This is a genomic window from Mesorhizobium sp. ISC25 (genome assembly GCF_042295465.1).
Classification (GTDB): Bacteria; Pseudomonadota; Alphaproteobacteria; order Rhizobiales; family Rhizobiaceae; genus Mesorhizobium.
Window position 1 is genome coordinate 2,432,763 of sequence record NZ_CP135441.1, and the last position, 25,213, is coordinate 2,457,975.

The 25,213-nt window shown below is 62.2% G+C and carries 26 protein-coding genes and 4 pseudogenes; 6 read left to right on the top strand and 24 right to left on the bottom strand.

What is annotated here, in order from left to right; translation table 11 throughout:
- Positions 1-5: 5 nt before the first annotated feature.
- The 4 genes from RQ479_RS12240 to argE all read right to left on the bottom strand — a co-directional run bounded on the left by RQ479_RS12240 (position 6) and on the right by argE (position 3,659).
- Positions 6-1,049, bottom strand: coding sequence for a tartrate dehydrogenase (locus RQ479_RS12240; RefSeq protein ID WP_376705262.1), 1,044 nt, complete (start codon positions 1,047-1,049; stop codon positions 6-8).
- A 173-nt stretch (positions 1,050-1,222) separates the two neighbouring features.
- Entirely contained in the window at positions 1,223-1,579 is a 357-nt protein-coding gene (locus tag RQ479_RS12245) for a cupin domain-containing protein (protein WP_352786754.1), read from the bottom strand.
- A gap of 14 nt (positions 1,580-1,593) precedes the next feature.
- Entirely contained in the window at positions 1,594-2,517 is a 924-nt protein-coding gene (locus tag RQ479_RS12250; RefSeq protein ID WP_376705263.1) for a 2-hydroxyacid dehydrogenase, read from the bottom strand.
- Positions 2,518-2,534: 17 nt separating this feature from the next.
- Positions 2,535-3,659: an acetylornithine deacetylase gene (gene argE, locus RQ479_RS12255; protein ID WP_376705264.1), complete on the bottom strand. Its 1,125-nt coding sequence runs from the start codon at positions 3,657-3,659 to the stop codon at positions 2,535-2,537.
- Positions 3,660-3,900: 241 nt separating this feature from the next.
- Between argE and RQ479_RS12260 the strand changes: the two genes are divergently transcribed.
- A complete protein-coding gene (locus RQ479_RS12260; RefSeq protein ID WP_376705265.1) occupies positions 3,901-4,779 on the top strand; it encodes a GNAT family N-acetyltransferase in 879 nt (292 codons plus the stop codon).
- Between the two features lie 75 nt (positions 4,780-4,854).
- Here RQ479_RS12260 and RQ479_RS12265 read toward each other — a convergent pair whose 3' ends face one another.
- From RQ479_RS12265 to RQ479_RS12275, 3 genes are read right to left on the bottom strand one after another with little or no spacing between them, the layout of a single operon-like run.
- The gene (locus RQ479_RS12265; protein WP_376705266.1) at positions 4,855-5,694 is read right to left on the bottom strand and encodes an ABC transporter ATP-binding protein; all 840 of its coding nucleotides are present in this window, start codon (positions 5,692-5,694) and stop codon (positions 4,855-4,857) included.
- Positions 5,688-6,767 (bottom strand): FecCD family ABC transporter permease, encoded by a 1,080-nt coding sequence (locus RQ479_RS12270; protein ID WP_376705267.1) that lies wholly within the window; start codon positions 6,765-6,767, stop codon positions 5,688-5,690. The genes RQ479_RS12265 and RQ479_RS12270 overlap by 7 nt, the downstream gene beginning before the upstream one ends.
- Positions 6,757-7,866, bottom strand: coding sequence for an ABC transporter substrate-binding protein (locus tag RQ479_RS12275; protein WP_376705920.1), 1,110 nt, complete (start codon positions 7,864-7,866; stop codon positions 6,757-6,759). Before RQ479_RS12275 ends, RQ479_RS12270 begins: the two co-directional genes overlap by 11 nt.
- A gap of 143 nt (positions 7,867-8,009) precedes the next feature.
- Here RQ479_RS12275 and RQ479_RS12280 point away from each other — a divergent pair, with 143 nt between their 5' ends.
- Positions 8,010-8,801, top strand: coding sequence for a class I SAM-dependent methyltransferase (locus RQ479_RS12280; protein WP_376705268.1), 792 nt, complete (start codon positions 8,010-8,012; stop codon positions 8,799-8,801).
- 159 nt (positions 8,802-8,960) lie between these two features.
- Here RQ479_RS12280 and RQ479_RS12285 read toward each other — a convergent pair.
- The 4 genes and pseudogenes from RQ479_RS12285 to RQ479_RS12300 form a co-directional block, all read right to left on the bottom strand.
- Positions 8,961-9,179: pseudogene (locus tag RQ479_RS12285) on the bottom strand (VapC toxin family PIN domain ribonuclease); the annotation flags it as partial.
- A gap of 108 nt (positions 9,180-9,287) precedes the next feature.
- Positions 9,288-9,552: pseudogene (locus RQ479_RS12290) on the bottom strand (AbrB/MazE/SpoVT family DNA-binding domain-containing protein).
- A 521-nt stretch (positions 9,553-10,073) separates the two neighbouring features.
- Positions 10,074-11,207, bottom strand: coding sequence for an S-adenosylmethionine:tRNA ribosyltransferase-isomerase (locus RQ479_RS12295; protein ID WP_376705269.1), 1,134 nt, complete (start codon positions 11,205-11,207; stop codon positions 10,074-10,076).
- Complete coding sequence (locus RQ479_RS12300) at positions 11,204-11,767, bottom strand: SDR family NAD(P)-dependent oxidoreductase (RefSeq protein WP_376705270.1); 564 nt, start codon at positions 11,765-11,767, stop codon at positions 11,204-11,206. The genes RQ479_RS12295 and RQ479_RS12300 overlap by 4 nt, the downstream gene beginning before the upstream one ends.
- On the opposite strand from RQ479_RS12300, the gene RQ479_RS12305 reads away from it, so the two are divergent.
- Positions 11,750-12,742: an IS481 family transposase gene (locus RQ479_RS12305; protein WP_376705271.1), complete on the top strand. Its 993-nt coding sequence runs from the start codon at positions 11,750-11,752 to the stop codon at positions 12,740-12,742. The genes RQ479_RS12300 and RQ479_RS12305 overlap by 18 nt on opposite strands.
- Here the strand turns inward: RQ479_RS12305 and RQ479_RS12310 are convergent.
- The gene (locus RQ479_RS12310; protein ID WP_376705272.1) at positions 12,731-12,976 is read right to left on the bottom strand and encodes an SDR family NAD(P)-dependent oxidoreductase; all 246 of its coding nucleotides are present in this window, start codon (positions 12,974-12,976) and stop codon (positions 12,731-12,733) included. The genes RQ479_RS12305 and RQ479_RS12310 overlap by 12 nt on opposite strands.
- A 175-nt stretch (positions 12,977-13,151) precedes the next feature.
- Between RQ479_RS12310 and RQ479_RS12315 the strand changes: the two genes are divergently transcribed.
- The gene (locus RQ479_RS12315; RefSeq protein ID WP_376705273.1) at positions 13,152-13,418 is read left to right on the top strand and encodes a hypothetical protein; all 267 of its coding nucleotides are present in this window, start codon (positions 13,152-13,154) and stop codon (positions 13,416-13,418) included.
- A gap of 243 nt (positions 13,419-13,661) precedes the next feature.
- Here the strand turns inward: RQ479_RS12315 and RQ479_RS12320 are convergent.
- From RQ479_RS12320 to RQ479_RS12365, 10 genes and pseudogenes are all read right to left on the bottom strand, one after another.
- Positions 13,662-13,798 (bottom strand): annotated as a pseudogene (locus RQ479_RS12320) (integrase); the annotation flags it as partial.
- 162 nt (positions 13,799-13,960) lie between these two features.
- Positions 13,961-15,706 (bottom strand): adenylate/guanylate cyclase domain-containing protein, encoded by a 1,746-nt coding sequence (locus tag RQ479_RS12325; protein ID WP_376705274.1) that lies wholly within the window; start codon positions 15,704-15,706, stop codon positions 13,961-13,963.
- 611 nt (positions 15,707-16,317) lie between these two features.
- Positions 16,318-16,536 carry a hypothetical protein gene (locus tag RQ479_RS12330; protein ID WP_376705275.1) on the bottom strand — a complete coding sequence of 73 codons (219 nt, stop codon included), beginning with the start codon at positions 16,534-16,536 and terminating at the stop codon, positions 16,318-16,320.
- A gap of 70 nt (positions 16,537-16,606) precedes the next feature.
- Positions 16,607-17,035, bottom strand: a complete 429-nt coding sequence (locus tag RQ479_RS12335; RefSeq protein ID WP_376705276.1) for an SgcJ/EcaC family oxidoreductase — start codon at positions 17,033-17,035, stop codon at positions 16,607-16,609.
- Between the two features lie 309 nt (positions 17,036-17,344).
- Positions 17,345-17,944 carry a hypothetical protein gene (locus RQ479_RS12340; RefSeq protein WP_376705277.1) on the bottom strand — a complete coding sequence of 200 codons (600 nt, stop codon included), beginning with the start codon at positions 17,942-17,944 and terminating at the stop codon, positions 17,345-17,347.
- Between the two features lie 349 nt (positions 17,945-18,293).
- The gene (locus tag RQ479_RS12345; protein ID WP_376705278.1) at positions 18,294-19,010 is read right to left on the bottom strand and encodes an ABC transporter ATP-binding protein; all 717 of its coding nucleotides are present in this window, start codon (positions 19,008-19,010) and stop codon (positions 18,294-18,296) included.
- Positions 19,007-19,753 (bottom strand): ABC transporter ATP-binding protein, encoded by a 747-nt coding sequence (locus RQ479_RS12350; protein WP_292656652.1) that lies wholly within the window; start codon positions 19,751-19,753, stop codon positions 19,007-19,009. The genes RQ479_RS12345 and RQ479_RS12350 overlap by 4 nt, the downstream gene beginning before the upstream one ends.
- Complete coding sequence (locus tag RQ479_RS12355) at positions 19,750-20,736, bottom strand: branched-chain amino acid ABC transporter permease (protein ID WP_376705279.1); 987 nt, start codon at positions 20,734-20,736, stop codon at positions 19,750-19,752. Before RQ479_RS12355 ends, RQ479_RS12350 begins: the two co-directional genes overlap by 4 nt.
- A gap of 8 nt (positions 20,737-20,744) precedes the next feature.
- The gene (locus RQ479_RS12360; RefSeq protein WP_376705280.1) at positions 20,745-21,617 is read right to left on the bottom strand and encodes a branched-chain amino acid ABC transporter permease; all 873 of its coding nucleotides are present in this window, start codon (positions 21,615-21,617) and stop codon (positions 20,745-20,747) included.
- A gap of 162 nt (positions 21,618-21,779) precedes the next feature.
- Complete coding sequence (locus RQ479_RS12365) at positions 21,780-23,048, bottom strand: amino acid ABC transporter substrate-binding protein (protein ID WP_376705281.1); 1,269 nt, start codon at positions 23,046-23,048, stop codon at positions 21,780-21,782.
- A gap of 311 nt (positions 23,049-23,359) precedes the next feature.
- Between RQ479_RS12365 and RQ479_RS12370 the strand changes: the two are divergent.
- Positions 23,360-23,539, top strand: a pseudogene (locus RQ479_RS12370) (integrase); the annotation flags it as partial.
- A gap of 121 nt (positions 23,540-23,660) precedes the next feature.
- On the opposite strand, the gene RQ479_RS12375 reads toward RQ479_RS12370, so the two are convergent.
- Together RQ479_RS12375 and RQ479_RS12380 are read right to left on the bottom strand one after the other, a co-directional pair.
- A complete protein-coding gene (locus RQ479_RS12375; RefSeq protein WP_352718784.1) occupies positions 23,661-24,179 on the bottom strand; it encodes an RES family NAD+ phosphorylase in 519 nt (172 codons plus the stop codon).
- A complete protein-coding gene (locus RQ479_RS12380; RefSeq protein ID WP_352718783.1) occupies positions 24,176-24,565 on the bottom strand; it encodes an MbcA/ParS/Xre antitoxin family protein in 390 nt (129 codons plus the stop codon). Before RQ479_RS12380 ends, RQ479_RS12375 begins: the two co-directional genes overlap by 4 nt.
- 293 nt (positions 24,566-24,858) lie before the next feature.
- Here RQ479_RS12380 and RQ479_RS12385 point away from each other — a divergent pair, with 293 nt between their 5' ends.
- Positions 24,859-25,044, top strand: coding sequence for a dihydrofolate reductase family protein (locus RQ479_RS12385; RefSeq protein ID WP_352978079.1), 186 nt, complete (start codon positions 24,859-24,861; stop codon positions 25,042-25,044).
- The last annotated feature ends 169 nt before the right edge of the window (positions 25,045-25,213 follow it).

The following is a 25,213-nucleotide window of genomic DNA, read 5'->3' on the forward strand; positions in this document are numbered from 1 at the left end:
CTCTTTCAGCTCAATCCTGCCAGCACGGCCTGCGTGATTGTTTCAGTCCTGTCCTTGCCTGCGATCGTGCCAATCCCCCGCGCGGTTGCGGACTCGATTGCCGACATCACTTGTGCCGCAGCCTGCCCCTCGCCCAGATGCTCGAGCATCATCGCACCGGACCAGATCGCGGCGATCGGATTGGCGGTGCCGAGATGCGCGATGTCGGGCGCCGAACCATGGACCGGCTCGAACATGGAAGGCGCGCTGCGATCGGGATTAATATTGGCGGAGGCGGCATAACCCAGCCCGCCCTGAATGGCCGCTCCAATATCCGTGAGGATGTCGCCGAAAAGGTTCGATGCGACGATTACGTCGAGGCTTTCAGGCGCCAGGACCATGCGGGCGGCAATGGCGTCGATGTGGTAGTGCGAGACCTCCACATCGGCATAGTCCTTCGCCAACTCGCGCGTGACCTCATCCCAGAAAACCATGGAGTGTTTCTGCGCGTTGGATTTGGTGACAGATGCGAGCTGCTTGCGACGCGACCGCGCCTGTTCGAAACCGAAACGGATGATCCGTTCGACACCCGTACGCGTGAAGATCGCAGTCTCGACCGCGACCTCATCGGCCGTGCCGGAATGAACCCGCCCACCGGCGCCGGAATATTCGCCTTCCGTATTCTCGCGGATGCACAGGATATCGAAACCATCGGAGCGGAGGGGCCCCTGAACGCCCGGCAACAGCCGGTGCGGTCGTATGTTGGCGTACTGCGTGAACCCTTTCCGGATCGGCAGGAGCAGTCCGTGAAGCGATACTGAGTCGGGCACTTCCGCGGACCAGCCCACGGCGCCGAGATAGATCGCATCGAATTTTCGAAGTGTCTCGATGCCGTCTGACGGCATCATTGCACCGGTCTCCAGATAGTAGGCGCACGACCACGGGAATCTTGTGTCATCAAGGGCGAAACCGCCCCGCTTAGCCGCCGGCTGCAGCACCTGCCATGCCGCCTGCGTCACGTCCTTGCCGATGCCGTCGCCGGGGATAAGCGCTATCTTGTAGGTCTTCATTGATGGGGGTCCTCATTCGCACTAGCGTCATCGGAACAATAGTGGACCGCCGGCCGCATTTTCCGTCGTGGATGAGCCGCCCGACGGCGTCGAATCGCGTCAGGCGGAACCTGGAAAGCCGATTGTTCTGGAACGGCTGCGCGCGCTATTCGGCCCGACCTTGAGCACTGAACTCAGTCATAAACGCAGACGTAGATCTTGCGCACGGTCTCGATAGTGCGCCAGACGCCGACGAAACCGGGCTTCATTACGAAACTGTCGCCGGCGCGGTAGGTCTTGGTCTCACCGCCCTTCTCCTCGATTTCGACGAGACCCGAAACGATGTGGCAGAACTCGTAGATAATGCCCTTGATCGAGTGCGTCTCGCCGGGCGTCGCCTCCCAGACACCGGTGAGCACCTTTTCTCCCTTCGAGGCATCTTGTGCCCAGGTCTTGAAGGATGGATTGCCCGAAATGAGCCGCTCCGGAGCTGGTAATGCCTCCTTCGGCGCGAAGTCTGGAACTGTGTCGATCGTGATCAGAAGTGACATGTGATGTTTCCTGGTTAGTAGCCGAGTGTCCGATCGATGAGGCCGATCAGTTCTTCTCCGGTGCGGTGGCGCCGGATATTGTCGACGACGGATTGTGCCGCCGTATGCGGTTGCGTCACCGAGGCGATGTGCGGCGTTATCATCACCTTCGGATGCGACCACAGCGGATGGTCTTGCGGGAGCGGTTCTGGATCGGTGACATCAAGCATCGCCGCAGATACGTGACCGGTGTCGAGCGCGTTGATCAGCGCGGCCTGGTCCAGTTGCGGACCCCTGCCGACATGCAGCAGCTGCGCCCCGACGGGCAGTAAGTCGAAGAACTCGGCATCGAGCATGCCGTGCGTTTGTTCCGTGAGCGGGAGCAGGCACACGAGAATATCCGTTTGCTTCAGAAAGCCCGCGAGTTGGTCCGTGCCGTGAAAACAGGCGACGTCCTCTATCCGCTTTTCGCTGCGGCTCCACCCGGCAAGCGGAAACTGGAACGGCTTCAAGCGCTCGATAGCCGCTTGGGCCAGCATGCCAAGGCCGAGGAAGCCAACCCGGCGTTCTGCCGCCTGTCGAGCGACAATCGGTTGCCAAAGGCACCTTTTCTGCTGCTCGAGATAGGCGGGCATCTCCCGGTGGAGCGCCAACACGCCGAGCGCGACATATTCCTGCATCATGCGTATGATGCCGTCCTCGACCATGCGCACAAGCTTCACATGGCTTGGCACCACGTCCTGCTTGAACTGGTCGACGCCCGCTCCGATGGAAAACAGCACTTCCAGATTGCGGTAGCGCGAGATCTCGTCCGGCACCGTCCAGGTGATGAGATAGCGCACCTTCTCCGGCTCCATCTCGTCCCCGGAATGGAAGAATTCCAGATCCGGGATCTGGCGCGCAAAGATCTCGCGGAAGACCGCAGCACGCGCGGTATCGGAATTGAAAAGAAACGCCATGGTGACCGCCCCTTCCTTCAGGCCGCAAGACGCGCCCCGAGCCCCTCGATCATCTTCCGGCAAGCGGCGAGTTCACCGATCTCGATATATTCGTCTGGACGATGGGCACGGCCGATGTCGCCAGGACCGCAAATGATCGCATCGATGCCGGCCTGCTGGTAAAGCCCGGCCTCCGTGCCGTAACTCACAGCTGTCAGCGGCTCCTGCCCCGTCAGCTCCGTCAGAACGGCCGCTAGCTCGCTCCTGTTCGCGGGCGCAAGGGCGGGATAGGTGCTCAACTCGTGCCACGCCACATCGAAGCCGCTGTCTCGCAGGGCGAAAAGCCGGGCCTTGACCGGCTCAAGCAGGGAGGCTGGAGAAACGCCGGGCACGGCACGCGCCTCGATATCGGCTGCGCAGTGGCCAGCGATGATGTTGACCGCCTGTCCACCGGCGATGACGCCCACCTGCAAGGAAGAATAGGGGGGCTCGAAATTGTCATCGAGCGGCCCGTCGGCGAGGGACTGGCCGTAGGCCACGGCGTGCGTGATGACCCCGGCCATGGCATGCACGGCATTGAGTCCGAGATCGGGGCGTGACGAATGGCCTGATCGCCCGATCACCTCGAGCCGCGCGGCGGCCTTCCCTTTGTGCGCGCGCACAGGCTGCATCCGGCTCGGCTCGCCGACAATCGCGCCAAGCGGCCTCTCGCATAAGCTCGGCAACGCGGCTAGGAGATGCGGCACACCACGGCACCCCGCCTCTTCGTCATATGAGAATGCAAGATGAACTGGCTGCCGCGGGTTCATCGCCGCAAGTCCTGGGAGCGCGGCCAATGCGCAGGCGAGGAAGCCCTTCATGTCGGTGGTGCCGCGGCCGTATAGCCTGCCGCCCTCGCGGCGCAGGACGAACGGGTCCGAGCTCCATTCCGGCTCGCCGGCCGGCACGACATCCATATGTCCGGAGATGATGTAGCCCCGACCCTGGCGCGGGCCGATCGTCACGAAGAGGTTGGACCGGTCACCCTCGGGACCGGGGAGAACCGTCACCTCGGCTCCGGCTGCCTGACAGTAGTCGCGGATCCAATCGACGATCGCGCCGTTTGGCGTGCCCACAACATAGGGAAATCCAATCAGCGTCGCGAGGATTTCTTCCACGTTCATGGCGGTCCGCTCTGCTTGCACAATATCACCGGGTGCAACCAGCCTACCGGTATGGAGAAGGGTTCCCTGCCGAATCGCGTCGTGCTTTGGTCAAAGATTGCGAAAAGGCACCTCGAACCAGCGAAACCTGCTGGCTTTCCTGTATGATGCTGCGGCAAAAGAGGCATGTCGCGACATGGCGATCGATGACAGGATCACACCGCGTGCCTTGCGCATTCGTTGAAGGAGCGGATCGACTGAGATGCAGAGATCAGTACGCCTGAAATCCTTCGAACTGGTCGCGCGGGACATTGATGATGTCGACGTCAAGCTACTGCACGCGCTGTCGATCTCAGTCCGCTGGCCTCATCGGCCGAAGGATTGGGACTTTCTGCGCCGTGCCGGCCGCGGCATTGTTGCCGTTGATGGTATCGGACGCGTTTTCGGCAGCGCGATGTGGTTTCCCCACGGAGACGATTTCGCCACAATCGGCGTAGTGATCACAACGCCCCGCACGCAAGCGCAAGGAGGCGGCCGATGGCTCATGGACTTGGTGCTCGAGCAGTGCGGCGATCGCAACTTGGCACTCAATGCTACCCATGCTGCCTATCCTCTTTATGTCTCACTCGGCTTCACGACCGAGGCGATCGTATACATGCGCCAGGGGGAGGTCCCACAGACGCTCCCAACAATGCCGGCCCTGGACGGTCAAGTGCAGGCGCTATCGAGCGACAGGCTGAAGGAGATCACGGCGCTGGACACGCGCGCGTTTGGGACAAACCGCGAGAGGCTGCTCGCGTTGCTCGCGGCCGATGCCTCAATCTGCAGTTTGAGCCGCGGCGGCGAGATCGTCGGCTATTCCATGTGTCGCGAGTTCGGACGTGGTCACGTGATCGGCCCCATGGTCGCGCGCAACGATCTTGATGCGGTCCATCTCACAGCCGTGCATCTGAAGGAACTGGCAGGACGGTTCGCCCGCGTCGACACCCGCGAGAAGGATGGCGTGTTTGCCGCGTTTCTCCAGCAGTGCGGCCTCGGCATTGCCGAGACCGTTACGACCATGTCCAAAGGGCGCCGCTTTCTGAACCGGGAAGACAATGGGCCTTGGGTCTATGGATTGGCCGGCCACGCCTTGAGCTGAATGCAAGCACGCTGGCGGTCAGAGGATCAGGTCGATCAGTGCGCGCGTCGATCAACCGGCAAAATGCGGTTGCCGTCACGCGGCCGGAACGGCTGCCGCTTCGAATCCGCTCCGAATCCCGGATTCGGTTTCCGCTGCCGGCATAACGAGCGTCCGACGCCCATCCGCCACGCCGTCCACGATGACGTGGCCGATGCCGCGCGAGCACGGCTCGATGCGCGCGTTGAGGTGATAAATGTCCCGCAGCAGATCGGACGTGATGACGGCCGGCGTTGGCCCGCATGCGACCAGCCGGCCGTCCGCGATGACCATTGTCTGATCGCTGAAGCGCAGGGCGTGATTGAGGTCGTGCAGGGCGATCAGCACGACCATGCCTCGCGCCTGAGCAAGTTCCCGCATGAGGCCGAGCACTTCCACCTGCCGCGACAGATCGAGTGCTGATGTCGGTTCGTCCATCAGCAGGATCTCCGGCTCGCGCACCAGCGTTTGTGCCAGGCTGGCGAGTTGCCGCTGGCCGCCGGAAAGCTCGCCAATGTTGCGGAAAGCGATGTCGGCGATGCCGAGCGCCGCCAGGGTCTCGTCGATACGAGCCAGATCATCGTCGCTCACAGACCAGCCCATACCCTGCTTACGGGCGAGCAACACTGACTCATAGACGGTGAGCACCGCGTTGGCGGACGTTTCCTGTGGCATGTAGCAGATGCCGCTCTTCCCGCGAATGGCCCCCTCGACATGCATTGCTCCCGGTCCGTGCAGGAGGCCGGCGATGCGCCTGAAGAGCGTCGACTTCCCGGCGGCATTCGGACCGATCACGGCCACGATGTCTCCGCCCTCGAACGCTGGCGTCGTAACATCCCGAAGCCGGAGGCTCGTGCCGTAGCGCGCGCCGAGCGCCTCGAGCCGGATCGTCACCATGAGCGCCTCGTGCTGGACAGGATGAGCGAGATGAAGAACGGGATGCCGATCAGCGAGGTGACGATGCCGATCGGGAAGACCGTCCCCGGGATAAGCGACTTGCTGACGACCGAGCTGGCCGACAGGATGAGCGCGCCCGCAAGGGCCGAGGCGGGCAGGAAGAAGCGTTGGTCCTCGCCGATGACCATGCGCGCGATGTGCGGGCCCACGAGGCCGATAAAACCTATGGTGCCGACGAACGCGACGGGAATGGCGGCGAGGAGGCTCACCAGGATCAGCGTCTCGAGCCGCAGGCGACCGACTTTGACGCCGAAGCTGGCCGCCTTGTCCTCACCGAGCCTCAACGCCGTCAGCGCCCAAACGCGCCGGGCGAAAACGGGTGAGACTGCGAGGAGAATGAATGTGGTGACTGCAAGCTTGGGCCAGGTGGCCTTGGTGAGGCTGCCCATTGTCCAGAAGACGACCGCCGCCAACGCTTCCGCCGACGCGAAAAACTGGACGAGCGCGAGCAGCGCGTTGAAGGTGAAAACCAGCGCGATGCCGAGCAGCACGATGGTCTCCGTGCTGACGCCGCGCTTGACGCTCAGCACGTGAATGAGGAAGGCCGCCAGCATCGCCATCACGAAGGCGTTGATCGGCACCACATATTCGACTGCGGCGGGGATAAGCCTCACCCCGAAGGCAAGTGCAAGCGCGGCGCCGAAGCTCGCGGCGGCGGATATGCCGAGCGTGAAGGGGCTCGCCAGCGGGTTGTTGAGGATGGTCTGCATCTGCGCGCCGGCCACGGCGAGCGCCGCCCCGACGACAATGGCCATCAGGGCCACCGGCATGCGGATGTCCCAGAGCACCACGCGCACCTGCTGCGGCACCGTGTCGGGGAACACAAGCGCCCGCACGACCTCGCCAAGTCCGTAGCGGGCGGGACCGATCGCAAGGTCGACGCACAGGCTGAAGAGCAGGGCAGCGCCGAGGCAGGCAAGGATCAACTGCCGCCGCCAGACGAGAGCGCGGTAACGCCCTCGTCCATCGGTGCTGTCGAGCGCGGTGCTGACGGCCGTCGATTCAATCGACATCGGTTAGCGAGACCCAGTGGCCGGGCCTGTATGCGACGGGCAGGAATTTCTCGTGCAACGCCCTGAAGGTCGCCTCGGGATCGAGATCGGCGAAAAGATCCGGATGCAGCCATTTCGCCATCTGCTGGATGGCCACGAACTGATAGGGGCTGTTGTAGAACTGATGCCAGATGGCATGCACCGCGCCATCCTCGACGGCCTTCACGCCGGTCAGCGCCGGCCGCTGGGTCAGCGCCTTCAGCTTGCGCAGCGCCTCTGCCTCATCACGGCCGGGGCCGACGCCGACCCAGGCACCGCCCGGCACATAGGCTTCCCACGAGCCGCCGGTGACGATGATCTGATCCGGGTCGGAGGCGATGATCTGTTCGGGATTGAGTGTGCCGAACGTGCCGGGGATGATGTCCTTGGCGATGTTGTCGCCGCCCGCCATCTCGACGAACTTGCCGAAATTGTCGTCGCCGAAGCTCATGCAGCAATCGTCCGAATAGCCGCCGGCGCGTTCGATGAAGACCTTGGGCCTTTCCGGCTTGGCCTTCTCGATGACGTCGGTAACGGTTGCGATCTCAGCGGCGCGCCAGGTGATGAATTCCTCGGCGCGCTCCTCCTTGCCGAACAGCTTGCCGAACAGGCGCATGCTGGGTTCGGTATTGGTGAAGGGGCGCTCGCGGAAATCGACATAGACCAACGGAATGCCGGCGGCGGCGAGCTTCTCGATATACTTGCCGTCTTCCGTGGCCTGCTTCGACTCGATGTTCATCAGGATGACGTCGGGCTTGAGCGAGACGGCCTGCTCGACGTCGAAAGTGCCGTCCTTGAAGCCGCCAAAAGTCGGGATCTCCGCCATCCTGGGGAATTTTTCGAGATAGGCGGCGTAGTTGTCCGGATCCGCTTGGCTGAAATCCTCGCGCCAGCCAGCGATGCGCTTGAACGGATCCTCGGTGTCGAGTGCCGCGACGAGATAGACCTGCCGGCCCTCACCCAGGATTACCCTCTCGACCGGGACGTTCACCTCGACCTGGCGGCCCGTGATGTCAGTCACTGCAACCATTTCGGCCCTGGCGGCCAGCGTCATCGACAGGGCGACGATAGCGGCCGCCATCGTCCCTGCTGGGATCTTTCCGAAATTCATCGCGCCCTCTCTTGAAGTGGATTAGCCAGAGGTGGCTTATAAAAGATGAGTTCAATTCTCAAGAAATATCTTTTAGAGCCATTCCAGACTGGTGCGACGACAAGGGGTCTGGAATGGCGGGCGAGCCCAATTATTCGGTGCGGGACGAGATACGCGACTATTGGTCGACGCGCGCCGGAACATTCGACCTTTCGGTGGGGCATGAAATCTTCTCACAGCGGGAACGCCTGGCCTGGCACAGGCTGATGCTCAAGCACTTGGGGCGCGGGGATGGGCGTCGCGCGCTCGACCTCGCTTGCGGCACTGGGGTCGTATCCCATCTCATGCATGACCTGGGTTATGCCGTGACCGGGCTCGATTGGTCAGAGGCCATGATTGCCCGCGCGCGTGCAAAGGCGATGCAGCGGGAAAGCGGCATCCGGTTTCTGATCGGCGACGCCGAGCGGACCCTTGAAAAAGCAGAAAGCTACGACGTCCTCGTCACCCGTCATCTCGTCTGGACGTTGGTGGATCCGCGAGCGGCATTCGCCGAATGGTTCTCGCTGCTCAAGCCTGGCGGACGGCTGCTGATCATTGATGGTGATTTCGTCAGTGAGACTTGGGTAACCCCTCTGCGACAAGTCCTGGAAAGGGCCATTGGCCGGACAGCCGGGCCGGTCCACGGACTGGATCAGGTGATGGCGGACCGCCATCGCAGCATCCTGTCGCGGCTGCACTTTTCGCACGGCGCAAAAGCGGACGAGGTCTGCGCGCTTCTCGTGGAGGCAGGCTTCGAGATGCCTATAGTCGACACCCGGCTCGGCGCGATTCATCGCGCGCAGGCGTGGCACATGAATTTCCTCAGGGCGCTGGAACGCTCGACGCAGCATCGCTACGCGATCTACGCGACGAAGTCGGCCTCGTAGTTGGGGAATTTCTAACGATTTCCACAACCCATCGATCGACGATTATCGGCTCTCACCGCGCCATTCTTGATCTGACATCCGACCCGCAGGCTGAATCCGATTGCTCGCAGCAGCCTCTAACAGACTTGACAGCACAGTGCGCAAGGCCACCGCGAAATCTTAGGAAAGAAGCTGTACGGATTGTCCCTGCGCCGAAAGCAGTTTGACGGCCTTCCGGTCAAACGAGACGAAAGTCTCCCCGCCAAGCCAGCCGCCGTCAAAAGCAATCACGCCGTCCGCGAAATCGCCGCCGGCATCGAGGTCTGACAGCCCTGCCTCAACTGCCGGCCGGTTGACGACAACATTCGCGGAGTTCAGCAACGCCCGGATCGCCGCGGCAATATTTTCGCGCTCTGTCTGGTATTGCCGGGCCCGGTTTGGCCAGCAGGTCGACGGCAATGGCCGCCTATAGGCGGCGCAGCAGCACATTCGTGTCGGCCGTAACCCTCATTCCTTGCCGGACCCGGCCGCGGCACCCGGTTCCGCTATCGCCTCGTTGATCTCCTCGATGCTGAGCACCCGGCCGTTCGTCTTGCCTCTGAGGAAGCCGTGGAGGTCCCGGAACGACCCCTTAGCCCGGTGCCGCCTTCAATTCCGCCCGACCGTCGGGCAGCAGATCAAGCTCGATCTTCTCGCCCGGCTTGATGCCCAGATGTTGCAGCACGTCCTTGCGGAACACCTGTCCCCTTGTCGTCACTGTCAACGTTGTCACATCGAGCACTTCCTGGTCATCGCGATTAGATAATGCAAATCTGCATTATCAATTCAGATGGTCGGGGCCAAGCGTGACGTCCATGCGGCGACAAAATCGCATTCGATGCCTTTTAAACGCTACAGTGGAAGAGACGATCCACTTGGCGTCTTCCGCCTAGGCTGAAGCACAAGCCGCTGCCTCGAGCCGGTTCACGAGCTGCAAGGTATTCTCTCGTGATTTGGGCAAGGTCTAAGCTAAAGCCAACTACGGCCTCCTGCCTCCCGGCGCACACTATCGCCCAACGTTGGAGCGTAGGCAATATTGTATTAGCGTCAACTTGAATACCGCCATCGTCGCTCCCGGCTCAGCCCCTGGCGCGGCGAATAGGCAGTGGTGGCGATCACCGCCGGGCGGCACAGGGCGCGGGCCTAACCGCGTCTCAGCCGCAGCTCGCGCGTGACTCCCGGCGGCGAAATCCGAACTCCGGACCCCTAGAGTCGAAATTACTAGTGTCAAAATAGTTGTTTTAGATGAATTATTTAATCAAAATGTCGTTTTCGAAAGCCTGGCAAACCAAGATCATCGGGTCGCCTAGAGTTGAGGCTTCCTTTCGCGCACTTCGGTCGCTTCTGTTCGCGCGATCGATCCAGCCGTTGGCGATTGAGCAGCATGGAATCGCCGAATTCATGCGTGCGATATCGGTGCTCGGCGAAGGCTGCGGAGGCCTTGGCGAGCAGAGCATCGTCGGCAAAGGCGCGCAGCAGCTCGAAATGGCTTTCGCCGGGCTGGTGGACGCCTGTCAGAATTGCATCGACCAGGCGAAGTGGCGTGCCCAGCGCGATGCGCCCTGTCGCAATGCCATTTCCGGCAGGCACATTGCCGTCGGGGTAGGCAGCTGCCTCAAGCGCGCGCACCACGCTCGTGCCGATTGCGATGATGCGGCTGCCGCGGAGCTTCGCCCGCGCGACCTGCGCCGCGGTGTGCCCGGGGATGCGGTACGGCTCGTCGAAAGGGAGGCGCAAGTCGAGCGCGGGGTCGCCGGCGGAAGACACGCCCGCGGCATGAGTGAGTGTTGCGAAGCCCACGTCGCGCCGACGCCAGGCCTGGAGCGTGCGCCAGTCGAGTGCGAAGCCTGCCGATGGCGCTTCGAACGCGACCGGCCCGGCGGCAATCTTCGTCCAAACATTCCAAAGTGCCAACGGTTCGTGAACATGCGCATATTGGATCGGCCTGCCGTGCTGCGCCAGTCCTGCAAGCACCGCTGCGCGGCTGCCTGGGAAGCGCAACTCGATAAGGCGGGGGTGATCGAGAAGGCGCTCTACGATGGCTTCAAGCGGACCGAGCCGAAGGTGATCGCCTGGTGACAACCGAGGCGGAGGGAGCCGGTCTTCTGTGCGCATCCGGTGATCGCCTGCGCCGAAGGCAATCGCTACGAAGCGGGTTGGATCGGGAAGTGACAGCCAGCCTGCCAGGCGGATCTCGATCGCTTTGTCGTTGGGGATATGCGTGCCGCGCAAGCTGGCAGGCAAGGTCGCGGCGTCGTTGGCGACTACCAGATCGCCGGCATCCAACAGTGTCGCGAGTTCACTGCGCGGCAGGTCGCGCATCGTGCCGTCCGCCTCGACGACCAACAGCCTGGCGGGGCGCCGATCGGGGCCGGAGGCGGCAATCATGCATGTGCCCCGGCGCGAAGTGTTGCGCCGGCCGGCAACGCGTCGAGGATCTTTTCGATGATCTCGGCAGCAGCCAGTTCGGGGCGCTTCAAGGTCGTCGGATCGGCATCAGGCACCGCGAGAGCGTGCAGCGGGGTGTCCATATCGCCGGGGTCGAGCGCGAGGAGCCGTATGCCGTCGGCCTTCGCCTCCTCGTCCCAAATCGCCGTCAGGTGAGCAAGAGCGGCCTTGCTCGCGCCATACGCACCCCAGCCGGGATAGGCGTTCACCGCCGCGTCGCTGGAGATGTTGATCACCAGCGCGCCACGGCCCTCGCGCGCGGACGCGGCAAGTGCACCGAACAGTGCTTTCGTCAGCCGGAACGCGCCGACGAGGTTGACCGCGAGCGCTTTTTCCAGCTCCTCGCACTCGGTATCGGCGAGGAGCGCCAGTGGGAGGGGCCCGAGGCTCGACGCATTGTTGATCAGAACGTCGAGCCCGCCTAGGTGTTTGATCCCGGACTTTGATGGGGCATCCTTATCTTCCGAATCAAAGGATGCGCTATGGGCCAGGTTCTGCATGGGAGCGCCACAACGACAGAGGCGGTCCGTCGAGCGATACAGCATAGTCAAGAGAGCCTGAGGACGCTGGCCAGGCGCTACGGGATCAACCAGAAGACGGTCGCGAAGTGGAAGAGGCGCGCTTCGGTCGCCGATCTGCCGACTGGTCCGAAGGAACCGAGATCGACGGTGCTCTCGATTGAGGAGGAGGCGGTCATTGTCGCTTTCCGCCGCTATACGCTGCTGCCGCTCGACGACTGCCTCTATGCGCTTCAGGCGACCATTCCGCACCTGACGCGGTCTTCATTGCATCGCTGCCTGCAACGCCATGGCATCGGCCGGCTGCCGGATGTCGAGGGCGACAAACCGACGAAGAGGAAATTTAAGAGCTACCCGATCGGCTACTTCCACATCGACATTGCCGAGGTCAGGACCGAGCAGGGCAAGCTGCACATGTTTGTCGCCATCGACCGCACCTCGAAGTTCGCCTTCGTCGAGTTGCATGAGAAGGCCCCCACCGCTGTATCGAGAGACTTTCTACTGCGGCTGATCGCGGCCGTCCCCTACAAGATCCATACCGTGCTTACCGACAACGGCATCCAGTTCACCACCCCTGGTGCCGGTGGCTCGGCGGTGCCGCTGATCAAGGAGGCAATCGCCAATGGCGAGATCTTCCGCGCTCACGCCTTCGAATACGCCTGCGCCAGGAACGACATCGAGCACCGCACGACCAAGGTCAGGCATCCGTGGACCAACGGCCAAGTCGAGAGAATGAACAGGACTATCAAGGATGCAACCGTCAGACGCTTCTACTATGAGAGCCACGGCCAGCTCGGCCAGCACCTTGCCGACTTCATCTCGGCCTACAATTTCGGCCGCAGGCTCAAGACCCTCAAAGGCCTCACACCCTATGAGTTCATCTGCAAGGTTTGGGCCGCACAGCCCGAACGCTTCAAATTTAATCCGCTCCAGCAAATGCCGGGACTAAACACCTAGGCTCGCGGTGACCTGCAACGCGATCGGGTAGATGTCGGCCTTTTTGCCGACGTCGCCGACAATGCCATGTGCGCCCGTCTCGTCAGCGACGCGTTCGACGCTCGCGGCAGTGCGTGCAACGAAGGCGACGAACGCACCCTCTCTGGCAAGTTGCCGGACAAGCGCCAGTCCTAGACCGGACGTGCCGCCCGTGACTGCTACACGAAGTCCCTGAAGATCAATGTTGGTCAGCATTGCCGATGCTCCTTCAATCCGTATAGCCGAATCGTACAAGCTTAAGTTAACTTGAGGTCAAGCATTCATTCTGTGGATCGATGCCGACCAGACTCATGTATCGCCGCGCACCTTCGCCTTGTCGGCCCGAGACGATCGACTTCCTCGGAGGTTCTTCACCGTTCTCATCTACTCAATGAAAGCCATGCTGTGGCTGCACATCACGGCGGTGCTGAGCTGTTTGTGCTTTGCCTATGGCACCCCCATCGGCAGCTTATCCCTGAGCCTGTTGGAACTGATGCTGCTGCCGATCAATGCCTGGCGCCTGTTCGAACTTTTCCATCAACTTAGCCGGGCCGAATTCAGGGGGCCTGAAAATGCCAACACCGCATCTCTGGCTGCTGCTCCGGTCGGCGCTTTCCTTCTGGGTGCTCGGCCGGATCTGGCTTGTGATCGCCGTTAGCGTGCGCTTTCAGGAAGTGGCAGAGCTCGTCGCAACGGCCGAGACGAGGCGCAAATTCGCCTAGCGCCTCAACGCCGCATGGTTCCGCTTTTGATGGGCGACAGTGGACCGGCGGCTTTCGGGATGACCATCTTCCCTGCCGAACGGCTGTGATGCGGCGCACTGCTGAAATCCAGCCCCGTAACTGAGCGGTGGCTTTTCAGAACACGATGGCCTCTCGGCGAATTCGAGAGGCCATCGTGATCAGATCTCGGTTCCCTCGGCGAGTGTGAGCGCGTCCCCGACCTCGACATCCGGATGCGAACCGTATTCTCGATCTCGGTGTGCCCAAGCAGGATCTGAACCGCCCGGAGGTTGCCTGTTGCCGTATAAGAAGCGGATCGAAACCGAAAGTTCGACGCGAATTCAACAGAGAGCTCGCCGGCTGTTCACGGCTGCTCTACGCGCTCAGTCCTAAGACAAGCCGCCAGAGAACTGGCCTTCCAGAAGCGACGCGGGTCAAGGGAACGTCGCCTCGCCGGGCATCTTTGCAACCGCGACGATCACTCCGGCACGCCGGAGATGCCCAGCGCCTCGACGTAACGCTCGGCGAAGATCTCGTCCAGCCACGGGTTGATCTGTCTCTGCAGGGTGAGCGTGTAGGTCGGGAACGCCTTCATAAGCCGCCGCGCCGCCGCCTGCGCCTCGTCCAGCCGGTTGAGTTTGACCAGCGCCATGATCACCACCCGGTGCGAGGAGCCGTAGTTCGGCATCTCGTGCAGCGCGCGTTCTCCCCATGCCAGCGCTTCCTCGTAGCGCTCGAGCATCAGGTAGCTCATCCCGATGCCGGAGAGCGCGATGCCCTTTTCGGGGTCGACCGGGCTCAGCCGCATTGCCCTGTGAAAGTGCTCGATGGCGACTAGCGGGCGGCTGGAATGTGCGTTGACCCAGCCGCTGCCCGTATGGCCCTGCGCCGAATTGGGGTTGAGCAGCAGGGATCGCTCGATCGTGCGCAGCGCCATCTCGTAGTCCTTCGCGCTGTAGGCAATCACCTGCGCGGCGAAGCGTAGGCTCGTGGGGTCGTCGCGCGCTTCTGCCAGTACCTCGCGCGCCATGCGCGCGGCGACTCGGATATCGTCAGGCTGGTGCCAGCACTGGCTCACGGATAGGCTGCGGATATAGGCGCCGAGTGCCTTCGCCAAGGTGAAGCCAGGGTCGATGCTGAGCGCCTCGTTGGTGAGCCGGCGCACGTCGGCAAAGCCTTCGCGCGTCATGCTGTAGAAGCGCGGCAGCGCGCGAAGGTAGAGGTCGTAGGCGCTGATGTACTCGGTCGGCTTCATGCGCGCCTGCTTGATCTCCTGCAGCCGGATGCTCGGTTCGACTGCGCCGACGACGCTCTCGGTCACCTTGTCTTGCAGGTCGAAGATGTCGCTCACGTCGCCCTCGAAGCGGTTGGTCCAGACATGGTGTCCGCTGATCGCGTCCACCAACTGCCCACTGATGCGCACCCGCGATCCTGCTCTGCGGATGCTGCCTTCTAGCACGTAGCGGACTCCCAGCTCGCGCCCGACCTGGCGCAGGTCCACCGCCCGGCCCTTGTAGGTGAAGGACGAGTTGCGGGCGATCACGAAGAACGAGTTCACCCGGCTCAATCCCGTGATGATGTCCTCCACCAGCCCGTCGGCGAAGTATTCCTGGTCCGGGTCGCCGCTCATATTGGTGAAAGGCAGAACCGCGATCGAGGGTTTCTCGGGCAAGGGAGGCGGTGCAGCCACCGAGGCGCTGGCGTCGGTCTCGACGCGGTAGGCGCGCACGGGCCGCTCGATGTTCTTGAGGCGCAGGTTGCCGAGCGGCGTGAAGCCGCAATCGAGCTTGCCCTGAAGATGGTCGTAGGCGGTGCCCGAGACGACCACGGTGCCGGGATCGGCGATGCTTTCGAGGCGGGCGGCGATGTTGACCCCGTCGCCGTAGAGGTCGCCGTCCTCCTCGCAGACCACGTCGCCGAGATTGACGCCGATGCGGAAGCGAATCCGCTCTTCCTCGGGCATCTCCGCCTCGTGTTCTGCCAGGGCCTGCTGGATCGCCATCGCCGAGGTCACCGCGTTAACGACGCTCGCGAACTCGCACAGCATGCCGTCGCCGGTGAGCTTGACGATCCGACCCTGGTGCACGGAGACCAGCGGTTCGAGAAGGTCCTTGCGGTAGATCTTCAGCCGCTCGAGGGTGCCGCGCTCGTCGCGCTCCGTCAGGCGCGAATAGCCGACCACGTCGCAAGCCATGATCGCTGCGAGGTGGCGCTGCGTGGTCATTGCACCGCTCAGCCAAGCGCTTGCACGGGGGCCGCCCCGCGTCTGTGTCCTGCCAACTTCCTGACGCCCCACGTGCATCGTATCTATCTTTCCCAGTCGCCGGCCGTTGCCGATACAGAACGGAGAACGCAGCTTGATCTTGCCTTCACGAGATTTCGCTATCCCACTTGCGAGGCGTGGAGCGTTCCAGTCGCCGCGCCCACGCAGCCTTTGGAGACGCTGACACGTCACTCCCAGAAGGCCGGAGATATTTCCTGCCCTGTGTAACCGGTTGACGCCACTGTGGCGGTGCTTTTGTCACGGCGATGTAACAGCGAGATGGCCTACGGGCGCGCATCGGTGCATCACACCATACGTTTGCGCTTAGAGGTGCTGAGGTCGGCAGGTGGTGCGAGCTCGACCTTCAGCATGGTCAGCTGCGATGTCTGCTTTGGGCGAAAGCAAAATCCGCCTCTGCGGTCGATATTGAAGCGCAAAACTGCCGTTCACTTCATGATAGATGTAGGCCGGCTTCAATTCAGAACCGACCTCGGCCAAAGGCTACCTTTGAGCCAAGACGACCTTGGTTGCATGTGATTGGGCAAACAGGCCGACTTCCTCAGTCGGCTATGTCAAGCCGCTCGGGTTTTCATGTCTTCGCCGCTCACCATTTTGGTCACGGCGGAGTAATCGAGCTTGCCTGAGCTGAGGACAGGCACTTTCGCAACGACGCGCACCTCGGCCGGTACCCTCAGGTCCATGGCGCCATGGGCCTTGGCGAAGACCAGGAATTCGGCACGCGTGGCGCTGACGGCCTCGGTGATGAGGATCAAAGCAGTCGAATTCGGCATTCCGACACGCATACGTATTGGTGGTCAGACTCGCTGGTGGACGCCCTGTTCCGCCTCCGGTTGGCGCGAGCTAGCCTTTTGAGCCGGCTGGTGCGATTGCGCCTGGAACAATATCCGTGTTCTGAGCCACCTTGATTCGCCATCCCGACTGCCCTTCTTGGGCAATCAGAAGCAATATGCCTTTCCTAACCCCGGCCGGGGAGCCGTCAGGAGCAAATGCTCCCGTTAGGGTCCAAGTGTAATGAACAGCAGCAAGCCCCGGAGCCAATTCCACAACCGACGAGATATCGCCTTCTAATCGGCTATCCCGAAACATGGTATCATGGGTGGCTCGGTGCGCCGCTTCGATCTCGGATCGGTTCTTCCACCAAACACCTACGACGTTAACGAAATTAGCATCGGAAGCGAACAGAGACGCAAACTCATCCATGTCATGCCGGTTCCAAGCGTTCGCAAAAGCGGTAGCGACATGCTCGGGCTTACCAGACGTCACGCTCATGACCCACGTCTCCTGCGTACCTTCGCTAAGCATATAGGAGCCGGGACCGGATGCGACACGGCAAAGGTCAAATTTCAAACTGACGCACTACCGGCAGCGGAGGAATTGCGACATCCAATGTGGGATCCTGTTACGATCCCCTATGGCCATCCGAATAGTGGTTATCCTGGCGCTTCTTTCCGCCTTCGCCTACGGATTCGCAAAACTCGTTGAACGTTATGGCGGCGTTGGCGATCAGCCTTCTCCATGTGAGGAAGGCTCAACCCTTGATTGCCCAGACCGCAATGCGGCGCCACCTTAAACCTGAGCCTAAGCATTCGAGCGCGCTTGGAATAGGAAGTCGCGTTCGCGCCAATCAAGCGGAAGACCAAAGTCTGCACGGCAGAAGGGCGAATTGATGACTATCATCGTGACATGATAGCTTGCCGCACCTTGCCCGAGGACGGTGTGTTCGCGCCATTCCATGCACATGCCATGGGTCGCAGTTGCGCCACAAATGCTCAGGGCGCCAGTCCGGCCTTCCCCCCAAGCGACGATCATGGCGTCGAGGCGCCGCAGGCTGATGGATGTTGTCTGGTCGGTCATCTTTGATGAAACCGTACCGGATGAAGACGCCGAAGGGGGGCGGAAGCCGACTGAGAGCCCGCCAATTTCGTCTAAGTTCATGTCCGCCATTTGCAAGTAAAAATGCGAAAAGCCACTGCGATGCAATGACTTAGCTTGCGTTCTTGAGCCTTCGACCTTTTCTCTAGAGTCTTTCCCAACGCGGCCGTGGGTGAAATTCCCCATAGTTCCGACGTGAGATTGGGGAGTTTGCCCGATGCGGCCCCTGGCTTGTGGCGGTGCGGTTTGCTGCACCCTCAATAAGCAGAAACCGGAGAAAACCATGTCCACGAACGATTTAGGCACGACGGAACTGCAAGAAGCTGCGGAGCGGAAACACACTGCTGTCGAAGCGAAGTCGGAAGACGACCGCGTACCGATTGAACCACGGCAAGCCTGGATCGGATCGCGCCGGGCTATGACCGAACCAATACCGAGACGCAGATGTGGCTCGGCAGCGAGGCGCTGCACAGGGTGGGGCTCGGCCATAGGCGAGTGTTCAGGTTCTGAGCAGCAGACTTGAACTTCTGTACGACAACCGATCTCAGCCTGATCATTCTCCCAATTGACTGCCGAAAATGACCGCCTTCTTACAACTAGCCGCCAAGCCACATTTGGCACTTGCAAACTCGCGCTGGGGTGTCGACCGCTTCTCTCACGCTCCCCCCATATAGATTTCCATGATCTGCCGGTCGTCGCGCACGTCCCGACGCGTCCCCTCGAAGCGCTTTTCGCCGGCCGCCAGGATGTAAAGCTTGTCCGCAATCGGCATCGCCTCGCGGATGTTCTGCTCCACCATCACAATGCCGATGCCGTGCGCGGTGAGGGTGGTAATGCGTTCGAGCGTCTCGATGACCATGGCCGGCGACAATCCGGCGGAAGGCTCGTCCAGCAGAATGAAGCGCGGTTCCGAAACCAGCGCCCGCGCCAGCGCAAGCATTGCCTGCTCGCCGCCCGAAAGCGAACCGGCCGCGGTCCGGCGCCGCCGTGCCAAAGAGGGATATTGCTCGATCAGCGCCTCGATGCGCTGCTCGACTATCCGCCGGTCCGCGATGGCGTAGCCACCCATGCGCAAATTCTCTATCACTGTCAGGCGCGGAAACACACCGCCGCCCTGCGGCATCAACACCAGCCCCTGGCGCACCACTTCATGGACGGCAAGGTTGGAAAGTGTTGATTCGCCCAGGCTCGCCGTGCCGCTCCACACCGGCAGCGCGCCGACAATGGCCTTGAGTAGGGTCGACTTGCCACTGCCGTTCGGCCCGAAGATGCAGGTAATCTTGCCAGCTTCCGCGCTCAGCGAGACGCCATGGACGATCTCCTGCTTGCCGTAGCCGGTAACGATGTTGTCGGCGGTGAGCGTGGTGCTCATTGCGGCCGCCCCAGATAGGTTTGCATAACCTCCGAATTGCGAACGATGTCGTTGAAAGGCCCTGTGGCCACGACACGGCCCGCATCCATGACGATTATGCGGTCGCACACGTTCCGCACCATTTCCATGTCGTGCTCGATGACCAGGACGGTGGTGCCGCGCTCGCGCAGCCGCGCGATGGCATCCACGATGATCCTGCGGATGCTGGGATGCACGCCCGCCGTCACCTCGTCGAGCAGAATGAGCGAGGCCTGGCGCATCACAACGCGCCCGAACTCCAGCAGTTTCTGCTGGCCGCCCGAAAGATCGGATGCGCGGTTGTCTGCGACATGCTCCAGCTTGAGCAGCGCCAGCGTATCGGCCGCCCGTTCGCGCGCGCCCTGCCAGTGGCCCTCGGCCGCAGCCGCCAGCAGGTTTTCGGTGACGCTCATATTGTCGAACATGGCCGGAATCTGGAAGGTGCGAGCAAGCCCCAGCCGCGCGATCGCGTGAGCCTTTCGGCCGCCGATTTCGTGACCGTCGAAGCGGATCTGGCCACGATCCGGCGTCACCGTGCCCGATATTAGGTTGAACAGAGTCGACTTGCCAGACCCGTTAGGTCCGATCAGGCCGGCGATCTCGCGCCGACCGACGTCAAGGGAGACACCGTTGACGGCCTTGATGCCGCCGAAATGGCAGTGGAGTTCGCGCACGACGAGAATAGGCTCGCCGGTGCCAGCCGTTTTGCCCTCGGCGGCGCTCAACTGGGCCGTCCCGGGCCGCCGCCGACAAGATTGCCGACCGCCTTGTCCAGCACGGCGCCAGACTTGGCTACGCGCCTCGAAAACAGGCCGGCGATGCCGTTTGGCAGGAACAGCACCACCAGCACGATGGCCGCGCCCAATATGGCGATATAGAAGGCGGTGTCACCCCAGTACATCCAGATGATGCGGTTTACTACAAAGAGCGCCACACCGCCCAACGCCGGCCCCCACAGGCTGCCCAGCCCGCCCAGCAGCACCATCACCACCATCTGATCGGTGATGTCGCCGCCGAAGACGCTTTTCGGATTGATGAACGTGACCCAGTAGGCGAAGATCGCGCCGAATACCGAGGCGGTGACGGCACTGAGCACGAAGGTCTGCAGCTTGACCAGCGAAGTGTTGATACCGATAGCCTCGGCCGCCGGCTCATGATCGCGCAGCGCCTTGACCTTCAGCCCGAAACGCGAGCGCTCGAACAGCGCCCACGTAATGAGATAGGTGAGCGCAGCCGTGCCGAACATGGCGAAGTAGAAGAAGCGCTCGTCAAGAAAGGGCGGCAGCCCAATGCCGCCAATGCCGCCGGTGAAGTCCATCACCGAGGCGAACTGTATGAGCACCTCGGCGAAGGCCCAGGTGGCTATGGCGAAATAGGCGCCGCGCAGGCGCAGCGTCGGCGCGCCGATGACGATGGCAAACAGCGCCGTCACCACGATACCGGCCGGGAGGGTGGCGAAGAAGGGCCAGGCGAGCCTGTCGCCCATCAGCAGCGCCGTAACATAGGCGCCGAGCCCGAAGAAGGCCGAATGGCCGAAATTGATGTAGCCGGCATAGCCGCCGAGCATGTTCCAGGAGCAGGCCAGCCCCGCCCACATCAGCGCGCCAGTGGCAATGCGCAGCCAGTAGTTGTTGACCAGCATCGGCAGCAGCGCCAACACAACGATTACGGCGATCAGCAGGAGGAGGCCGGCCCAGCGTGGCTTCATGTCCCGCCTCACAAGCCGTGCCGCAGGATCCCGCGCGGAGACACGAGAAGGACGAGGAATAGGGTGGCGAAGATCGCCAGCAGCGAATAGCTCGACCCGACATAGGTCGCGACGAAGGCTTCGATGACGCCGAGCAGCAGCGCGGCGACAAGGGCACCGCTGACGGAGCCCAAGCCGGCAAGCACAGCCACGAAAAATGCGAACAGAGTATAGCGCAGGCCGACCTCCGGGTTCACTGAAAAGATTGCACCCATTAGTACGCCGGCCATGGCAGTGATGCCTGCGTAGAGCCCGTAAACAGTGGCGCTGAGGCGGCGGATGTTGACGCCCATCAGTGCGGCATTCTGCCGGTTTTCAGCCGTCGCTCTGATCGCCAACCCATAGCGGGTGCGGTAGAGGAACAGGAACAGTCCGCCGGCGATGGCGATCGCGAAGACCGCCGCGGCCACGCGGATCAGTGGCACCGTCACGGGCCCGACGGCGAGGCTCTCGCCGCTCAACACGGTCGGCACGCTGTGGGTATTGAAGCCCCACGCGGTCAGCATGCCGCCGCGCAGCAGCGTGAAGAGGCCGAAGGTCAACGCCAGCGCCATCAATTCCGGCCGCGCCGTGCGGCTGTTGCGGACATTGTAGAGGATCGGCCCGATCAGATAGCCGATGGCGCCGAACAGCACGAAGGCCACCGGGATCGCCAGGAATCCGTCGACACCCAGTCCGACACCCATGTAGTAGCCGAGATAGCCGCCCAGCACGACCCAGCCGCCCACCGCGAAATCGATGACATGCAGCACGCCGAAAGCGAGCTGGAAACCGATCGTAAAAGTGGCGATGACGCCGCCGATCAGAAGGCCGTTCAGCAAGGTCTGTAGGAATAGATCCAACGCGGGAACCGTCCGTCAGCCAACGAAAGAGCGGAGTGCCGCGGCAAAGCGGCCGTACACACGATAGCATGGTCCGTCATTTTCCGAGCACGCGCAACCACCGTCATTGCGCCGGGCAAGGGTGATGGCGACGAGGCCCGCCCGCACCCTGTCCAGAACCGGCTATTTCCAAGCTGGCAGCGGGTAGGTGAGGTCCGCTGCCGCGGCCTCTTTCGGCCCCACCGCTACGGTCTTGCCACCCTGAATCTGGATCAGCACCGGCACCGGCTGGACGTTGTCGTGGTAGTGGATGCCTTCCTTCTCGAACTTGATCGGTCCGTAGAAGGTCTGGATGTCGGTCGCGGCTATCGCGTCCTTAAGAGCCACCCTGTCTTCGGGCGTGAGCCCCGGCTTCTTGCCAAGCCGCTTGACGGCATCGCCGAAAACGAGACCGCTGGCCGCGCAGGCCGCTTCGGTATAGTCGGGCTCGTGCCCGGACTTCTTTTGCGCCATCTCGGCAAACTCCATTGCGGTGCCGAAGAGGTCGTCCTTATATGGAACTGACGGCAGCCACACGGAGACGCCGCAGGTGCCGTCGGCGTCCGCGGTGAGCGCCTGGGCGAAGGCCGGGTCGGTGACGCCATAGTGCATTATCAGCGCCTTGGGCCGGAAGTTCAGCGACTTGGAGGTCTTGACAACATTGATCAGCGGCTCCTCATGGCCGCCGACGGCGACGATATCGGGATTGAGCGCTGCGATCTTAGAGATGACGGGGGTAAGGTCGCCCGAGGCCGGCACCAATTCGTAAGCGACGACTTCCAATCCGGCCTCCTTGGCACCGTCGCGAAAACCTTCGCCGGTTTCCTTCGAGAAGGGTTCGTTGACGCCGATCACAGCAATCGTCTTGGCCATGGGGTTAGACAGTTTCGCCAGCACGGCCAGCGATTTGCCCGCAGTGGTGTCCACGGCCGGGATGATGCCGAAGTTGAATTCCGGCTTGGCCTTCCAGACGTTTGGCGATTCCGCGGAGCCGGAAATCATCGGCACCTGGTACTTCTGGCAGATCGGCTGCACGGCGATAGTCGAGCCGCTGGTGTAGGGGCCGAATAACACGTCGACCTCGTTCTGGACGATCAGGCGCTCGGCGGCATCGGCGCCGGTCGCGGGGTTGCTTTGGTCGTCACCGTAGAACATGTCGACCTTGAAGCGCTCGCCGGCGACTTCAACCCCACCCTTGGCGTTGATGGCCTCGGCCCATAGGTCGTAACCGCGTTTGGTCAGGTTGCCGCCGAGGATGTTCTCGCCCGACAGCGAGGTGATAACGCCGGCCTTGAATGTCGTCACCTGCGCGCGTGCCGCTCGCACAAACGGGCCCAACGGGCCGGCTGCGAGGGCGCCGGCGCTGACGCCGAGGAACCGACGGCGCGAAAAACGTTTGCTGTTCGTGAACATCACTCAACTCCCTTCATCCGGTTATCAGATTGGAAACCGACGATATCTCTTGTTTATACCACTGTATGCCTTTTGTGCGGACAGAGAAGATATGCCTGGGTCAACAGGCAATGCGTAAGGCGGCTTCGGGTCATCAACGCGTAGAGGCGCCGCAGGCCGTGGATGCTCAATGCCTCGTCGTGCACCAGCTTCGTCGACGAATGCCTTTTGGGCGCCATTGGCGCCGCGAGCAGTTGTAGACGCGGCTCCTATTCTGCACCTAGACAGAGCAGCAGGTGCTCGCGATCGGTCGCTGGCGATGCAGGGCGTGGGAGCCAGCCCGCATCGTCAAATTCGCCGGCCACTCGCTGCGCGCTGACCTCGCCTCGTCGGCCGAGGTCGACGAACGCGATGTGCAAAAACAGCTCGGCCATACCTCCTCGGAGATGACCCGCCGCTGTCAGCGCCGCAGACATCGCTTCCGCATCAACCTGACCAGGGCTTCCGACCTCGAGGCAAAAAACCCCTCCTCTGCCGTTATTCCGCCGCTCAGGTTCGCGCGAACGCCTTCACCCTGAGCGCCAACAGACTGGTTTCTGCCATTCGGGCAGCCCCGGAGCCTCCAGGCCTGTTTCATCGCCAGGACAGCTGGTCTTTCGGCAACCGACCGCTCGGATCGAACACGTTCACTTTGTGCGGAAGATCGGGGCCCCAGTCCCATAGCACCAGATTGCGGTCTTCCGTCTCCGCGCCCGGAGCAAAACTCGGCACCAGAATTCCAGCGATGCCTTCAGGCCGCAGCCGGTCATGGATGGACCAGGATGCAGGTCGCTCTCCGTTGCTGAGAGCCGTGGCCCAGGCGCTGCCCATGTCCGCAAGCGTGACAGAAGATTCTCCCCTCCCCCGCTCGGTTGTCAGATCAGTGATGTCCTCGCAGTCCACCTCATAAGAGCACAGCACGCAGGGGTCGATGCGATGCGCGAAGCCCTGGTTGGCTTCCTTGACAGCTGTCATGACGGTCAGCGCCAGATATAGCGCGGGCACACCTTTGGGATTGAATCGAGCGCCCCTGATCGCCGCTCCATCACCGGAACTCGGCTTGAATGCCCAACGTGGATCATGCGCCCGGTAGCAGGTTCCGACAAACCTCAAGCAAAGCCACCCAGGGCCATGTGATCGAGGTAGTCGCGAATAGCAGCGGCCTTGCCGTCCTTCACGAGGGCTTCGGCGGTCCGTCCACCGAATGCCGGCAGCGGCTGGGCTCGGTACCAGGCCATGGCCTGTTCCTTGCCTCCCGCCCAATCCGTCACGCGGCTGATGATCTCGAGCATCTCGCGCAGACGGCCCTGCGTCTTGGCCGTTCGGCTGCGCTCCAGCCGATAGAGGGTTTCGCGGGCAAGCCCGGCCGTCTGAGCCAACTGACCCTTGGACATTCCAAAGCTGTCGGCCACCTGGTCAACGGCAATTTTCCCGGCCCGGTCCATATAGGACAAAACCAGGGGTTCCTTCTGTACGGATTTCTTGAGGGCCTGCCCCATGGAGTTCCCTGTCATATTAGCAGCCGCATTTACTGTGCAAAACATATGGCGCTTTTCGACTGGTTTCAAGCTCCAAGCGCATGGCGCCCCGAGAACCGGTCTTTGCACAGCTCCGAACACGACGGCAGCGCTGGATGAGGCGCGCGCCGTCAATGCGGGAACAGGACGGCTTGCGGAGTTGCAGCCCGGTGGTGAAAGTTGGGCGGAGGCCTATGTGGCGAGCGGTGACATGGCGGAGGAAATCGGGACGTTGAAAAGCCCAAGAGGGCAAGCCGATCATCGCGCACGGCGGAGTGAGCTTTGCCCGCAGTCTCGTCGCTCAGGGACTGGTCGACCAGCTCGCCCTGATGGTGGTGCCCGTGGCGCTGGGCAAAGGCCTGCCGCTGTTCTCCGAAGTCGCCGCGCCGATGTCTCTCAAGCTGACAAGCTCGAAGGCATTTCCGGGGGGCGCGGTGGCGCAGATCTATCGGCCGGCGTGAGCCCTGGCGAAAGTCCGGTTGCCGGCAATCTATCTACTCATGGACAACTTATTCATTCGGCGCGTGCCACCCTTCCATCAGACTAGCTAATTTCCCAGGCGATGAATCGGCAGGCTCTTCGGCACGGTGCGTGCGCTGCATGGCGTCTCCCAATACGCAACAAGGCCCC

Coding starts and splice junctions, on each gene's coding strand:
- RQ479_RS12240 (WP_376705262.1), bottom strand. CDS start 1,049: ATGAAGACCTACAAGATAGCGCTTATCCCCGGCGACGGCATCGGCAAG.
- RQ479_RS12295 (WP_376705269.1), bottom strand. CDS start 11,207: ATGATTGCCGCCTCCGGCCCCGATCGGCGCCCCGCCAGGCTGTTGGTC.
- RQ479_RS12330 (WP_376705275.1), bottom strand. CDS start 16,536: ATGCCGAATTCGACTGCTTTGATCCTCATCACCGAGGCCGTCAGCGCC.
- RQ479_RS12300 (WP_376705270.1), bottom strand. CDS start 11,767: ATGCAGAACCTGGCCCATAGCGCATCCTTTGATTCGGAAGATAAGGAT.
- RQ479_RS12355 (WP_376705279.1), bottom strand. CDS start 20,736: ATGAAGCCACGCTGGGCCGGCCTCCTCCTGCTGATCGCCGTAATCGTT.
- RQ479_RS12245 (WP_352786754.1), bottom strand. CDS start 1,579: ATGTCACTTCTGATCACGATCGACACAGTTCCAGACTTCGCGCCGAAG.
- RQ479_RS12310 (WP_376705272.1), bottom strand. CDS start 12,976: ATGCTGACCAACATTGATCTTCAGGGACTTCGTGTAGCAGTCACGGGC.
- RQ479_RS12250 (WP_376705263.1), bottom strand. CDS start 2,517: ATGGCGTTTCTTTTCAATTCCGATACCGCGCGTGCTGCGGTCTTCCGC.
- RQ479_RS12305 (WP_376705271.1), top strand. CDS start 11,750: ATGGGCCAGGTTCTGCATGGGAGCGCCACAACGACAGAGGCGGTCCGT.
- RQ479_RS12260 (WP_376705265.1), top strand. CDS start 3,901: ATGCAGAGATCAGTACGCCTGAAATCCTTCGAACTGGTCGCGCGGGAC.
- RQ479_RS12275 (WP_376705920.1), bottom strand. CDS start 7,866: ATGGCGGCCGCTATCGTCGCCCTGTCGATGACGCTGGCCGCCAGGGCC.
- RQ479_RS12325 (WP_376705274.1), bottom strand. CDS start 15,706: ATGACCACGCAGCGCCACCTCGCAGCGATCATGGCTTGCGACGTGGTC.
- RQ479_RS12345 (WP_376705278.1), bottom strand. CDS start 19,010: ATGAGCACCACGCTCACCGCCGACAACATCGTTACCGGCTACGGCAAG.
- RQ479_RS12270 (WP_376705267.1), bottom strand. CDS start 6,767: ATGTCGATTGAATCGACGGCCGTCAGCACCGCGCTCGACAGCACCGAT.
- RQ479_RS12365 (WP_376705281.1), bottom strand. CDS start 23,048: ATGTTCACGAACAGCAAACGTTTTTCGCGCCGTCGGTTCCTCGGCGTC.
- RQ479_RS12335 (WP_376705276.1), bottom strand. CDS start 17,035: ATGAGCGTGACGTCTGGTAAGCCCGAGCATGTCGCTACCGCTTTTGCG.
- RQ479_RS12280 (WP_376705268.1), top strand. CDS start 8,010: ATGGCGGGCGAGCCCAATTATTCGGTGCGGGACGAGATACGCGACTAT.
- argE (WP_376705264.1), bottom strand. CDS start 3,659: ATGAACGTGGAAGAAATCCTCGCGACGCTGATTGGATTTCCCTATGTT.
- RQ479_RS12265 (WP_376705266.1), bottom strand. CDS start 5,694: ATGGTGACGATCCGGCTCGAGGCGCTCGGCGCGCGCTACGGCACGAGC.
- RQ479_RS12315 (WP_376705273.1), top strand. CDS start 13,152: ATGAAAGCCATGCTGTGGCTGCACATCACGGCGGTGCTGAGCTGTTTG.
- RQ479_RS12380 (WP_352718783.1), bottom strand. CDS start 24,565: ATGGGGCAGGCCCTCAAGAAATCCGTACAGAAGGAACCCCTGGTTTTG.